The following is a 13,121-nucleotide window of genomic DNA, read 5'->3' as shown; positions in this document are numbered from 1 at the left end:
CCCTTTGGGGTATCTGCCCCATAGGGGCAGGTATCCCTGTTTTTTCAGGAGTATTGCCATGTCCCTCAACCTTTCCCAAACCCTCTACCGCAAAGCCTGCTGCCTCGACATCGAAGCCGAATACGGCGGTACGGACGGCCTTGCCGCTTCCCGGCCGCAGTACGACCTCGAAGTGATGACCGGTCTCTGTGTTTCCGACCTGCGCATTATGTGTTCGGGTGCTGGATTCTATGTCGGCCGAAATTGTTATCACGAAGACGAGCCGGATTTTCTCCAACCCTACAGTCGTGTGTCCGATTACTTTAAAACCATCGGTGAAGCGATCACCTTCCGTAACTTTTTCAACGAGTTCATCCGGGAATACCGGTAAAGTTACCAACCCCGCCGCCCTGCGGCTTTTTACCAAACCTGCGCAAGCAGGTTTTTTCAGACGGCCTGATGCTTTCAGGCAGCCTGAAAAAACCTGTTTCACACGCCGACAGTCGTTTACTGTCTTGATGCAGCCGTTAAACAGCATCACACCCGCTCACGGGTTCGCGGCTTTTTCCCAACCGCTGCTTGCAGCGTTTTTCCAACCCTGTAAGGGAACCCACCCCTTACGGGCAGGGTTCCCGTTTTTTTAGGAGAACCCTATGTATTACGACAACGAAACCCCTGACGTACTGCCCGCCGCGCCTGAGGCGATGCAGCCTGAAAACCCTGAGGCAGCATCCGGCAGCGAAATGCCGCTGTCGCAGTTTTTGGCCGATTTCGGCAGCAGCCTGTTTCAGGCGGTAACCGAGCAGAACCGGCCGCTGTATCAGGGGCAGACATATTCCGAAACCGAGCGCGTGCTGGATGCGCTGGCACGGCCGCTGTTTGCCGCCCAGCGCGAAGTGGTACGGGCGGTATTGCAACTCTTGCTGCGCGAAGACCGCCCCGCTGCGGTCATCAATGCGGAAATGGGCACGGGCAAGACCATGATGTCAATTGCCGCCGCTGCGGCGATGCACCATCAGGGCTGCACGCGCACGCTGGTATTGAGTCCGCCGCATCTGGTGTACAAGTGGCGGCGCGAAATCCTCAAAACCGTGCCGGAAGCGAGGGTGTGGGTGCTCAACGGCACCGACACGCTGGCCAAGCTGCTGCACATCCGCCGCCACTGCCGCGAAACCCCGACGGTACCCGAGTTTTTCGTACTCGGACGGGTGCGGATGCGCATGGGCTACCACTGGCGGCCGGCATACGCGGTGCGCTACCGCAGCGAAGACGGCATCCGGCGCAAGCTGTTCTGCTGTCCGAAATGCGGCGGCGAAATCACCGATGAGGAAAACCAGCCGTATGAAGACACGCAAAGCCTGAACGACGCACTGTCAAAAAACCGTCTGTTCTGCCGCGCCAAACGCGGTAAGGGTTTGGCATCGCGCGAGTGCGGCGAACCGCTGTGGACGCTGTGCCGCAAGGAACAGAACGGCAGCCAAACCACGGTGTACGAGCGGGTCATCCAAGCCATTTCGGCACTGCCGACCATCGGCCCGAAAACCGCCGCCAAACTGGTGCAGACCTACGGCGAAAGCTATCTGGCCGAAATCTTGGAAAACAACGTGCAGGCATTTTCCAACCTGATGGACGAGAACGGCGAGTTTGTGTTCGGCGACCGTCAGGCGGCGCGGCTGGATCGTGCTTTGAGCAAAGCCGAGTTCACGCTGGGACAAGGCGGTTACCAGCCGACCGAGTTCGTCAAACGCTATCTGCCCAAGCATTTTTTCGGGCTGATGGTGGTGGACGAGGGGCACGAGTACAAAAACTACGGCACTGCCCAAGGGCAGGCGATGGGCGTGCTGGCACGCTGCGCGCGCAAAGTGCTGTGCCTGACCGGCACGCTGATGGGCGGCTATGCGGACGACTTGTTTTACCTGCTGTGGCGGCTCGATCCGCAGTCCATGCTGGCCGACGGTTTCGGCTACAACAAAGCCGGTACGCTCGGTACGGCGGGCATGGCGTTTATGCGCAAGCACGGGGTGTTGAAAGACATCACGCGCAGCCATTTGGGCAACGAGTACAGCGAAGGGGCGTTCAACAGCTCCAAAGCCACCCGCAACCAGGTGCGCACCGCCAAAGCGCCGGGCTTCTCGCCGCTGGGCATCATGCGCTATGTGCTGCCGCTGACGGTGTTTCTGAAACTGCGCGATTTGGGCGAAGGCGTGCTGCCGGGCTATCGGGAAATCTTCCGGCCGGTGGACATGGACGACGCACAAAAAGCGGTGTATCAGAAGATGGAGCGTGTGCTTAAAAACTACCTGAAAGAGGCTTTAAGCAAGCGCGACAACTCGCTTACCGGCGTAGTGATGAACGCCCTGCTGGCCTGGCCGGACTGCTGCCATCAGGAAGAAACGGTGTACTGGAAGCGCAAGCGGGAAACCCTGTTTTACGCGCCGGCACAGTACGGACCGCAAGACGTTTCGCCCAAAGAAGCTGATCTGCTGGAAGTGGTGCAGGGCAGCTTGAAACGCGGCAGACGCTGCTTGGTCTATACCGTGTATTCCGACACCCGCGACACCACAGGCCGCCTGAAACAGCTTTTGCAGCGGCACGGCATCAAAGCCGCCGTGATGAAAGCCACGGTCAAGGCCGACGAGCGCGAAGACTGGGTGGTCGACCGTTTGGAAGAAGGCTGCCAAGTCGTCATCTGCAACCCCGAGCTGGTCAAAACCGGTCTCGACCTTCTGGCGTTCCCCACCATCTACTTCATGCAAACCGGCTACAACGTCTATACCCTGATGCAGGCCGCCCGCCGCTCATGGCGCATCGGCCAGACGGAAGACGTGGAAGTGTATTTCGCCGGCTACAAAGATTCGGCGCAGCACATCTGCCTCGAACTGATGGGCAAGAAAATTGCCGTAACCCAATCCACCTCCGGCGATATGCCGGATTCGGGCTTGGACATCCTCAACCAGTCCGGCGACTCCGTTGAGGTTGAACTGGCTAAACGCCTGATTGAAAAAAGCCAGACCGCTGCGGCGGACTAGGCTTTGCACCTGCCCCGAACCGTGTCCGCAAGGATACGGCTCGGCAAGCAGGTTTTTTCAGACGGCCTGATGCGTTCAGGCAGCCTGAAAAAACCTGTTTCACACGTTGGCAGTCGTTTTACTGTCTTGATGCAGCCGTTAAACAGCATCGCCTCCATTCGTGGAGGAACGGCATTGTTCCAACCTTTTTCACTTTTTTCCAACCCAACAGGGGCTTGTCCCTGCGGGGGTGGCCTCTTTTTCTTACGGAGGCCGATATGCTTTCCCAATCCCAACCCCAACAAAACCATCTGATGTTTGACCGTGTGGCCTACAACCACATCAAAAACGGCTACTTTCCCACCGATGATGCCACGCTGGCCGGCATTACCGAACGCCTGGACATCGGCGGCGGCGAAGTGCGTATTTTCGATCCGTGCTGCGGCGAAGGTCTGGCACTAGAAACGTTAGCTGATTATCTGACCGCCTGCGGCAGCCGCTGCCGCACCTTCGGTATCGAACTGGACAGACAGCGTGCCGACGCTGCCGCGCAGCGTTTGGAGCACCTTGTCCGCGCCGACATCGAAAACTGCATCTTGCAGGCCAAAACCGTCGGGCTGCTGTTTCTCAACCCGCCTTACGGTTTTGCCGCCAAAGACCAGTTGGACAACCGCAAGGCGCAACGGCTGGAAGAGGTGTTTTTCGCCAAAACCGCAGGCGTGCTGCAAACTGGCGGCATTCTGGTGCTGATTGTGCCCACGCAGGCACTGACCGAAGGCTTCTGCCGCGAAATTGCCTCCTACTTTACCGATATACGGATATTCAAAGCAGGAGTCGATACCTACCGGCAGGTGGTCATTATGGGCATCAAAGCCGCCAACCGCAGCCAAATCGGCAAGAAACTGGTGCAGCAGCAAACCCAAACCCTGCTGGCTTCTGAACATGCCGAAGACATCGGCAGCGAAGCGGACTACTGTTACGAAGTGCCGCCCGCTGCTGTCAAGCCGTTCAAGCCATTGTGCTTTGAGGTTTCCGCCGACGTGCTGGTCGAAGAACTGCCCGCGCTGCATGGACAAACCCTGTGGCCGCACTTCGGACACTGGTTCGGCGCGCATCTGGTGCAGGAAAAACGCCGCCCGCTGTGTGCGCTGGGGCAGTGGCATTCCGCGCTGGCCCTGGCCGCCGGACAGGTCAGCGGTATTGTTACCGCTGCCGACGGCCGCAGGCTGCTGGTCAAAGGATCGACGCACAAAACCAAAGTGGTAACCACTGCCGAGGAGTATGACGCGCAAGACCGGCTGGTGGTAACCACCACCGCGCTCGACCGCTTTGTTCCGAGTATCCGCGCCGTCAATCTGACTAAAGGTTCGCCGGAATACGGCGAGGTGCTGACCATTCGTTAAACCCTGCCGCCCTGCGGCTTTTATCCAAACCTGCCGCAAGGTGGGTTTTTCAGGCTGCCTTGTTGGTCGAAGGCAGCCTGAAAAACCGACTTTGTTTCACACGCTGGCAGTCGTTTTACTGTCTTGATGCAGCCGTTAAACAGCATCAGCCGCATTCGTGCAGTTACGGCTTTTTCTTCAACCCGAGCGGGGTGTCCGTGCCCCGCGCATGGCAGCCTGCTTTTTTCATTAGGAGTCTGTTATGCAAGAAGTTTTATCCAACACCTATATCGTCTGGTTCAAAGACTGTTTCGAGACGGCGGAAGAAGCCGCTTTGGCGTTAAACGGCCAAACGGTTTTCCCGCTGCAACACCCGCAGGAAACCATACAGGACGCAGTCGGCCGTTTTTTGGAGCAGAGAGTGGGCTATGCCAAATCCCTGATTCAACTGGTTGAGCCGGCGGCGGAGTACGTCCGCAGGGAAAACGTTTTTGAAAACACGCCCTGCCGCAGCAGCAACTGCTACACGGCGGCGGTGGTTATCCCGCCTGCCGCAAGGCAGCCTGAAAATGCCGCACTGCCGTCCGGCACAGCCGACATCCTCTATCTGCTACAAGACGTGGAATACGATGCAGGCAGCCTGCCGACCGTGTTGGCCAAGCTGACCGAAAACGACACCCGCTGGCTGTACGGCCGCCATCGTCAAAGCATTTTTGACTGGATGGGCGGCAAAGGTCTCAGCCTGCACGACTTCGGCTACAACGCCGATGTGGTGCTGGAACAGCCGGACAAAGTCTGCTGGGAAGTCGTTTACAACTGGGCGTGCGATACCGTCCGCAGCCATTTGGGCAGCCTGAAATAACAGACCGCTCCGATAAAGCACCAGCCGCCTGAAACGGTGCACCGGATTCGTCCGGCGGCGGTATTTTTACCAACCGGGGCATACGCCCTTTTTTGCCAACCCTGCGGGGGCTTCTGCCCCTGTGGGGCGGCGGCTCCTGCCGTTTAGGAGTTTTTACTATGCCTAACCATGTAACCAACCAGGTCAGCATCAGCGGCAACGCCGAGTCACTGGCCAAACTGAAAGCCGTGCTGTTTGCTCCGGGCATACCGGACAGCAGCGACGACGAAAACGTCGGACTGGTGGTCGATTTCAACGGTCTGATTCCAATGCCCCAATCGCTGCATATCGAGGCCGGTTCGCTGACTTATGCGATGCAGAAATGGAATGACATTGATAAAAACCAACTGGCTGCCGTACTGCAGGCCAAATACGAAGCACTGTATGACAATCTTGTGGAACATGCAGACGGACAAATCAACTGGAAACAAGACAAGGTGTCTGACATGGAAGCCCTGTTCAGGCAACAGCCCGATTTGGCCGCCAAATGCGGTATCAACTTGGATTACGGCGAACAAATCCGCCGCAACATCGAGTTGTACGGCTGCCCGACCTGGTACGAATGGAGCAACCGCCACTGGGGGACCAAGTGGAATGCCTACCACCAGCATATCGGCACGCTTTCCGACACAGAAATCTATGTTGAGTTTGATACCGCATGGAGTCCGCCGGAGCCGGTGTTCGCCGCGATTGTTGAAACCTTTCCTGACTTGCAGTTGGAGGCACGCTATATCGATGAAGGCGGCGGCTTTGCCGGTACGTTCTACGGCGAAGACGGCTGACTGTATAACGAATCCTGCCCAGATGATGAGTTTGAAGCATTTGCCCATGAGCATTTCTGCTGGGAATACATCGATGATGAAGACGAAGACGACTAAACACCGTTATTAGTCGGTTTTTTAACCCTGCGGGTTATCGCACCCGCAAGGGCGTGATAACCCGCTTTTTTAAGGAGTACATCATGCCCAATTGGTGTTCCAACCATCTGTGCGTCAGCGGAGACGCTACACAAGTGACCGACCTAGCGACCAAAACCGTTCGCCCCGACCCCAAAAGGCTAGGAGAGCGGTTGTTTGATTTCAACGGTATCCTGTCGATGCCCGAAGCCTTGTCGCAACCTTTGCCACCATGCTCGTCTGACGAACTCAGATGGGTGCAGCTAGATGAAAATATGCGAATGCCGCAAATTGAAAGTCTAATCAGCAAAGATCTATATGGCAGCCTGAAAAACAAGCTGTCCCCAACCTTTGTCTGGACAGAGTTGAAAGTTAGCGAAGTCAACCATCGGCTGAAAGCCTTCCCCGAACTGCAAGACGAAACTGGGCTGAAACTTGAAGCCGCTGCACTTATTGCGCACAACATTGAATGCTACGGCTCGCCGGACTGGTGACATTGGCGCGTATCCCATTGGGGAACCAAGTGGAATGCGCAAGACTGCTGCATCAGCCTTTCAGACGGTCTGTTGGAGGTTTCTTTTGAGACCGCTTGGTCGCCGCCGGAGGGCATCTACCGTGCCATCTGCGCTACTTATCCGGATTTGTATCTGGAAGCCAAATACATCGAAGAAGGAATGTGTTTTGCCAGACGCTACGAAAACGAAGGCGCACAACTGTACGACTACCCGTGCAGCAATGAGGAGTACCGCGCTTTTGCTGTTGAGCATTTCGGCTGCGAGTTCTTTGACGATGACGAGGATGAGTAATCCCCCAGTTATAACTATTTGGTTATAAATATTTTGGGGCTTAGGAAGCAAAAATCATTTCAAAGGATCTTTTCGCAGCATTTTCAGCAGCACTTTGTACAAATCATCATGCCTGTGATTAAAGCGGAATTCGGTTTCTTTAAAGTGCAGGTAAAACGTATGTCGTGCTACGCCGTGAAGTTGTATCAGACGGTGTTTTGCATAACTCCAAAACGACTCGATACCGTTGATATGCTGCGCTCCGCGGGCAAGTTCATTCTGCCCGTGACGCACCCTGAAATGCTTTGCAAAACCCATATCAACCAAGCCGTGATAACCACGCCAGCCATCAGTATTGATGACACTCTCAACAGAAATGTACTCGCGTATTACCTTTTGCAGTGTGGCTTTGGACGCATCAGGAACGATTTCCGTATAGACCTTGTCGCCCCGTTTGAGTACGCCGAAAACGATGGTTTTGCCACCGGCACCGCGCCCGCGTTTACCACGGATGCGCTTTGCGCCAAAGTAAGAACCTGCATTCACACTCCCCATAGTCATTTTCAATCCGAAAAATGTTTCAAAATCTGCCAAATAGCAGCAAGTGTTACAAAGTTCTCTGCCGAGTTCAACGTTACTTCAAAATCCTTTGCCAACCGACGAGACCAGCCCAGCCAAGCAAAAGAACGTTCTACTATCCAACGTTTCGGAATAATTTGCCAAGAACCTGATATTTTCTCCGAAATATCAACAGGTAAACCAAACCATTCCTGCATTTCTTGTTTAACCGTTTTGCGATAACCCGCATCTGCTGAGAATGCTTTAATACTCGGATAGGCTTCTATTGCTTTTTGCGCCGCAAAAATACCTGCTTTGGTATCGTGTATGTGTGCCGCATGAACTACAACACCCAGCAAATTCCCCATGGGATCGACAACAATATGCCGTTTACGACCTTTAACTTTTTTGCCACCATCAAAGCCTTTATCTTCTGCCGCACCACACGTTTTGACACTTTGTGAATCAATAATGGCATAGCTTGGTTCTGGGCTTTTATTGGTGCTTACTCGTCTTTTTTTACCAGTTGTTGCAATATTTTGTCCCATAACCTTTTTGATTGGCTCGGCGAAAAAAGCTCCATACGGTTGAATAAGGTGGGAAATCGTTAGGCAGCATTCGCCATTGGCAGCCTGTTTTGGTGATGTAGAGTACGGCATTAACCAGTTCTCGCTTATCCCATTTATAGGTACGATGGTTGTTGAAGTATGGCTGTATTTGTTGCCATTGCTGGTCTGTTAGGTCTGTGGGGTAGGATTTTCTAGTCATTGGGGAATTTTATCATTTTTGTGAATACGGGTTCTAAGATTCGTCAAGTTCCACAACGCCGTCAAAAGGGGTTTGCCGCTCGCTTTCGACAGCCAAACGCCGGCGCAATTTCAGAAAGAGCGTGTTGATGCTTCGGACGCTGATACCGGTTAGCCTGGCAGTATCGGAGACGGTCAAATCCAAAGCAAACAGCCGCAGGATTTGACGAAATTGCGGTTCGGAAATTTTGCTGAACTTTTGATACTTGTTTTTTAATTTCATTTCAGAAGCTTATCACTGTTTTTGGTGATTTTGCTTCCTAAGCCCCACATCAAAATTCCGATGACAGAGTGCGTTTAAAGTGGCTATAGTGTGAATATAAACTCGACTATTGGTTTTTATATTTCCCTTCATAAAATACAGGTGGAATAGCTATTTCATTAAAAAATGCCAAAGCCTCGGGGTTTCCAAGTGCAACTTTTGAGGACCGGCTAGCATTTCCTTTAAGGATTTGTTTTGCCTCATTGGTGGCATCATCTAATCCAACATAGGGGGCTGAGCTGTGAGTTAAGTTTTCATCAATAACAACAAAATTATCCTTAATTCTGTGTTTGACCAACTGATTCATAAATAATTGTTGAGAACTGAGCGTAATATCAATAATGTTAGGAGCGGCTTTTCTAATATCTCCTTCCCCCCAGTCGGTCAAGCCACCTTTTTTATTGGTCTTTGGATTGATGGTTTTCTTAGATGATAATGTACCAATAGACAAGATTCTGACTTGATTTATAGGGTGTTTAAAAAAGATTTCAGCTTCGTGTAATCCAACCAAACTTGGGCTATTGGCAAACAATCCACCATCAATATATTCATTTTCTCCAATACGATGGCGTTTAAAATAAGTTGGTGCCGCCGAAGTTGCTAATGCCACATCAACAATCTTCCGTTTCCAATCTAGCTTAAATGTATCGTGATGAGCTGTCTTAAATGTAACAGGGGAGCCCGTTGTATAATCTACAGCTGGAATAACTACCGGATGTTTTAAATCACCAATTGAAGCATCATCAAACCAGTCGACTAAAATATTTTTTAAAATGGCTGAATTATATTTTGCCTTAAATATGCCAATACAAGATTGTTTCTTAAAAATTTCTTGACCTTTATTATCAAATATTTTGGCAATTTCTTCAGCAGGAATTTCATAAGCTAATGCCAATGCAATAATACCACCAATCGATGTACCTGTAATTAAATTAAAATAATTGGCAATACAATTATTTTTACCTTTATTTTTACCTTTATTTTTTAAATAGTTTTCCAACTCTTTTAATACTTCAGCAGTGTATAAACCACGATAACCACCACCAGATAATGACAGTATTTTAAAATCAGATTGATTTTGCATATTTTTCTCCACAATAAGGGCAGTTTACGTTTGCCATAATTAACATATCATTGATTTTCTCATTTTGATATTCAGAGTTGTAACGGGTTTGGTAATTATTTTTTACCATGCCGGTTTCTAACCATTCCAATATCATATTAATACCCAATGAGCTTGCCATCATTCCACCAGATACGGCATAGGGTGTAAATGCTGAACAAACACCAAAGCGTTGTTCTTTGTCTAAATTTCTAATTGGTAAAGTACTTTCAAACAGTCCATTAGCCGATGTTCCCAAGCATTGAATACAGCCACCTTGATGATCTTGTAATTTTGCATCATGCCAAAAGCCTTGTACACATTCGCCATTACCAAAAATCCATAAGTGTAATAAATTAGGACGAGATTCTAATGGTATTTGTTGCACTAATTCATTGAGATATTCTTGCACTTCAATATTGCCTGTAGTATCTACAATTAAATCCATTGGATTATCTACAAAATATTGAAAGTTATAATTACTAACATTGTCAAAATTAGTATTTAATTTTTTGAGTTGGTTAAAAGTTTGCTTTTTGGCATATTCTTTAAATGCTTGAGATTTACTTTTCCCAATATATTCCATACCTAATAAATGTCGTCCAACATTATCAACACTAAAAATGTCATTATCAATGATAGTAAATTCATCATCAATACCAGCACCGATTTTGATTAAGGAATCTGCAATATATCCACCAACAGCCCCTAATCCAACTTGAAAAACCTTTTTACCCAATAAACCATTTTGTGATTTCGATGGCAAATTTCTTAAAATACTGGCTTTAAAATCAATTAAGTTCACCGTATAAAAAACTACCTTTTGAGTCAAATATTGCTTATCAAGAAATTTTTTTAATACTTTATGTTGGCAATCATTCCATTCAAATGACGCGCCCATTAACTTGTTTTTCCAATTTATCAAAATATTAATTGGTTCTTTCTTGTGTTTTTTATTGATATGATTTAGAAGATGTTCTTCTAGTTTTTTGTAAATACTACCATCCCATTTTTGTATAAAATCTAAAAATGACTGAACAGTAACTTTACCATTTTTAAACAACTCTGAAAAATTTGGATTATTTTGGTCGTTGGCTTGTAAATAAAATATATCATTTTTATTTTTTAGTTCTAAGAAATTATATTTATTTTCATTTTTAATAATATACCAAGAATTATTTTTATCATTGGTCAAATCACTTAATACAATAACTACCCCCAAGAAATCTTCCGAGTACTCTTGAATATATTGGTCTTTATCCAAAAATTTAACAAAAAAATTCATTAAATATTGCTCAATTGTCAAAATAAATTTACCAAGATCATTTCTTGGTATGATTTGACTGTTTTCCATAAAATAACAAACATAATACAACTGATTATCTAAATAAGAGATTTGTCTTTTTTGTAAATGCGGAATGGGTTGAGTAATATGTGGAAAAGCTTGTTGCAAGAGCAATAGTTGCTTTTCTGTTATATAAATTTTAGGGAACTCCAACAATGCTGAATTAGGAAAAATCAAAAAATATTCAATTTTTTTATTTTCTATAAGAATTTCTTTTTTATAACAAATACTTTTATGATTTAATTGGCTATTTTTAAAATCCGAAAACGAGATTGGTTCATATTGGTGATAAGACAATATTTCAATAATTTCATTGCGGTGATTCATCGTTTTTTAATACCAACTTAAAAAATACATTATTAATACGAATATTTAGCCAATCGTTGCTATGGACTTCACTGCTACAAATCCAAAATAAGTGAATATTTCTATCATAGTAGCTATTTTTAGGCAATTCATTCCAACCTTCCAAATCAGTTTTGGATGGCTTTGGGTTGATTTCAGGATGCGTATGCCATTCACCCAAATAGTGCCATTGATGATTAGATTGTTTATTTAATTCTTTCAATAATTCGAAATTATAATCAGCTGATTTTTGTGTACGTATACAGAAAAAACGACTGAGTTTATCAAATGGTGTGGGGGTAGTAATTGCTTTGACCCAAAAAGCATTTTCCCAAACAAATCCAACAAGTAGCCCCAAAGATTCAGGCTGTTTGCTTGTTTTTTGCCGGTAAGCAGTTAATTGAGTAATAATGAAGTTGTCTATACGAACCACAAAATCGCAATCAACTGCTTGCCATTCTGTATAATCCATTAGCCTTGTCTTAATGGTGCTTGTGGAGTGATGTTTGGTTGAACTAATGGAGGTGTATCAAAAATAGCTTGCCGAGAAGTTTCAATCAAATCCTCATCTTGTGGTATTCTGTTACCCCACTCATTTGTGATGAATTTTAGTGCTTTGGTTTTATCAAAATTATTTAAACTCGCCATAAAATTTTGATAAAGTGCATCAGCATATTGCATAGCTTCAACTCTTTCACCTTCTTTCATGCGGTTAAAATCTTCACTTTCGTGCTCTTCAATATTTTCATAAACATTGCCACTCAAAGCATTTGGCAATTTTTCTAAAACTGATAATAGTGCTAAGTCATCACGATGTTGATAATATTGATAATACTTGCAGGCAATAATCATCAATAAAATGGAGCTTGGCTGAAAAGATTTATCTGCAAATTGCCAATCACGCCATGCCTTTAAATAACGGCAAATTGCTCGCAATTGCTGACCGTTATTTTCCAAAGACTTTAATTTATCGGCAAACCATTTGCGGATCAGTTCGCAGTCGCTTTCTTGCCAAGTACCATCTCGCCTTGCCATATGAATCATTCGAATATTTTTATCCATTAAAGATTCTTCAGCAAATGATCTGATATTAAAATCTTCAAATACCCACTTAGAATAATTTAAACTTTCATGAATAGCAGTTGCACTGCCCAATGACACTTGTAATTCATTGCGTTCTTCTAAACTATCAAACATATCGTCAGGAACAGCATAAAGTGGAATGTCCATATGGGCATTATTTCTGATTTTAATGCGAATACACGATGATGGGGCGGAAGTATCTAACAGCCAATCGTGTTGTTCACATAAATCTCCCATCATTAATTCCACTTGCTCAAAATAATTTTTGGCTTGTTCACTTGCTCCAGCATCAGGATTAAAGCCGTCAAATGCACGAACAGGCAAATATACCCCATAATCAAAATCCATTTCTTGACCTTGTTTGGCAGGCAAATTGCAAGTACCATATGCCCACGACCCTTGAATACGAAATTTTGGGGTAATGCTGGCAAGCCCTTGTTGCTCCAAAAACTCTTTGATTTTGGTCTTTAAGTGGCTTTTAACAACCTTTTTAACATTATTAAAAAAATCTAAATCCAGTTCTGTTGGGGTAATTTCTTTCTTAAAACCAATCTCTCTGTCTACAAAAATACGATGAAGGTTGTTTGTATAATGGCTCATATTTCACCTCTAAATAAAATGACGTACTGTATATGGGGTTATCAGTAATAAATTTCAAGTCAATTTGAC

12 protein-coding genes and 3 pseudogenes are annotated in these 13,121 nt (G+C 46.8%); 7 read left to right on the top strand and 8 right to left on the bottom strand.

What is annotated here, in order from left to right:
• Window positions 1-58 precede the first annotated feature (58 nt).
• The 7 genes and pseudogenes from H3L91_RS11330 to H3L91_RS11300 all read left to right on the top strand — a co-directional run.
• Window positions 59-370 (top strand): hypothetical protein, encoded by a 312-nt coding sequence (locus H3L91_RS11330; RefSeq protein ID WP_007341107.1) that lies wholly within the window; start codon window positions 59-61, stop codon window positions 368-370.
• Between the two features lie 262 nt (window positions 371-632).
• Entirely contained in the window at window positions 633-3,008 is a 2,376-nt protein-coding gene (locus H3L91_RS11325; protein ID WP_007341106.1) for a DEAD/DEAH box helicase, read from the top strand.
• Window positions 3,009-3,265: 257 nt separating this feature from the next.
• Window positions 3,266-4,390, top strand: a complete 1,125-nt coding sequence (locus H3L91_RS11320) for a DUF6094 domain-containing protein (RefSeq protein ID WP_007341104.1) — start codon at window positions 3,266-3,268, stop codon at window positions 4,388-4,390.
• A 241-nt stretch (window positions 4,391-4,631) separates the two neighbouring features.
• Complete coding sequence (locus H3L91_RS11315; protein ID WP_007341102.1) at window positions 4,632-5,231, top strand: hypothetical protein; 600 nt, start codon at window positions 4,632-4,634, stop codon at window positions 5,229-5,231.
• Window positions 5,232-5,389: 158 nt separating this feature from the next.
• Window positions 5,390-6,052 (top strand): DUF1281 family ferredoxin-like fold protein, encoded by a 663-nt coding sequence (locus H3L91_RS11310; RefSeq protein ID WP_007341101.1) that lies wholly within the window; start codon window positions 5,390-5,392, stop codon window positions 6,050-6,052.
• A 179-nt stretch (window positions 6,053-6,231) separates the two neighbouring features.
• Entirely contained in the window at window positions 6,232-6,660 is a 429-nt protein-coding gene (locus H3L91_RS11305; protein ID WP_154647154.1) for a hypothetical protein, read from the top strand.
• A gap of 30 nt (window positions 6,661-6,690) precedes the next feature.
• Window positions 6,691-6,972, top strand: a pseudogene (locus H3L91_RS11300) (DUF1281 family ferredoxin-like fold protein); the annotation flags it as partial.
• A 54-nt stretch (window positions 6,973-7,026) separates the two neighbouring features.
• Here H3L91_RS11300 and H3L91_RS11295 read toward each other — a convergent pair.
• The 8 genes and pseudogenes from H3L91_RS11295 to H3L91_RS11265 all read right to left on the bottom strand — a co-directional run.
• A pseudogene (locus H3L91_RS11295) lies at window positions 7,027-7,485 on the bottom strand (IS1595 family transposase); the annotation flags it as partial.
• Window positions 7,486-7,514: 29 nt separating this feature from the next.
• On the bottom strand, window positions 7,515-8,057 hold the full coding sequence (locus tag H3L91_RS11290; protein ID WP_154647153.1) for a transposase: 543 nt from the start codon (window positions 8,055-8,057) through the stop codon (window positions 7,515-7,517).
• On the bottom strand, window positions 8,029-8,277 hold the full coding sequence (locus H3L91_RS12645; protein WP_007341095.1) for an IS5 family transposase: 249 nt from the start codon (window positions 8,275-8,277) through the stop codon (window positions 8,029-8,031). Before H3L91_RS12645 ends, H3L91_RS11290 begins: the two co-directional genes overlap by 29 nt.
• Before the next feature lie 36 nt (window positions 8,278-8,313).
• Window positions 8,314-8,538 (bottom strand): annotated as a pseudogene (locus tag H3L91_RS11285) (IS1595 family transposase); the annotation flags it as partial.
• A gap of 106 nt (window positions 8,539-8,644) precedes the next feature.
• On the bottom strand, window positions 8,645-9,661 hold the full coding sequence (locus tag H3L91_RS11280; protein WP_007341093.1) for a CBASS cGAMP-activated phospholipase: 1,017 nt from the start codon (window positions 9,659-9,661) through the stop codon (window positions 8,645-8,647).
• On the bottom strand, window positions 9,645-11,351 hold the full coding sequence (locus tag H3L91_RS12210) for a ThiF family adenylyltransferase (protein ID WP_220457345.1): 1,707 nt from the start codon (window positions 11,349-11,351) through the stop codon (window positions 9,645-9,647). Before H3L91_RS12210 ends, H3L91_RS11280 begins: the two co-directional genes overlap by 17 nt.
• On the bottom strand, window positions 11,335-11,841 hold the full coding sequence (locus tag H3L91_RS11270; RefSeq protein ID WP_007341090.1) for a Mov34/MPN/PAD-1 family protein: 507 nt from the start codon (window positions 11,839-11,841) through the stop codon (window positions 11,335-11,337). Before H3L91_RS11270 ends, H3L91_RS12210 begins: the two co-directional genes overlap by 17 nt.
• On the bottom strand, window positions 11,841-13,052 hold the full coding sequence (locus tag H3L91_RS11265; RefSeq protein WP_007341089.1) for a CBASS cGAMP synthase: 1,212 nt from the start codon (window positions 13,050-13,052) through the stop codon (window positions 11,841-11,843). Before H3L91_RS11265 ends, H3L91_RS11270 begins: the two co-directional genes overlap by 1 nt.
• Between the last annotated feature and the right edge of the window lie 69 nt (window positions 13,053-13,121).

The organism is Neisseria bacilliformis, assembly GCF_014055025.1.
GTDB lineage: Bacteria > Pseudomonadota > Gammaproteobacteria > Burkholderiales > Neisseriaceae > Neisseria > Neisseria bacilliformis.
The sequence above is the reverse complement of the archived record's forward strand: the minus strand, read 5'-3'. Positions and strand labels throughout refer to the sequence as shown.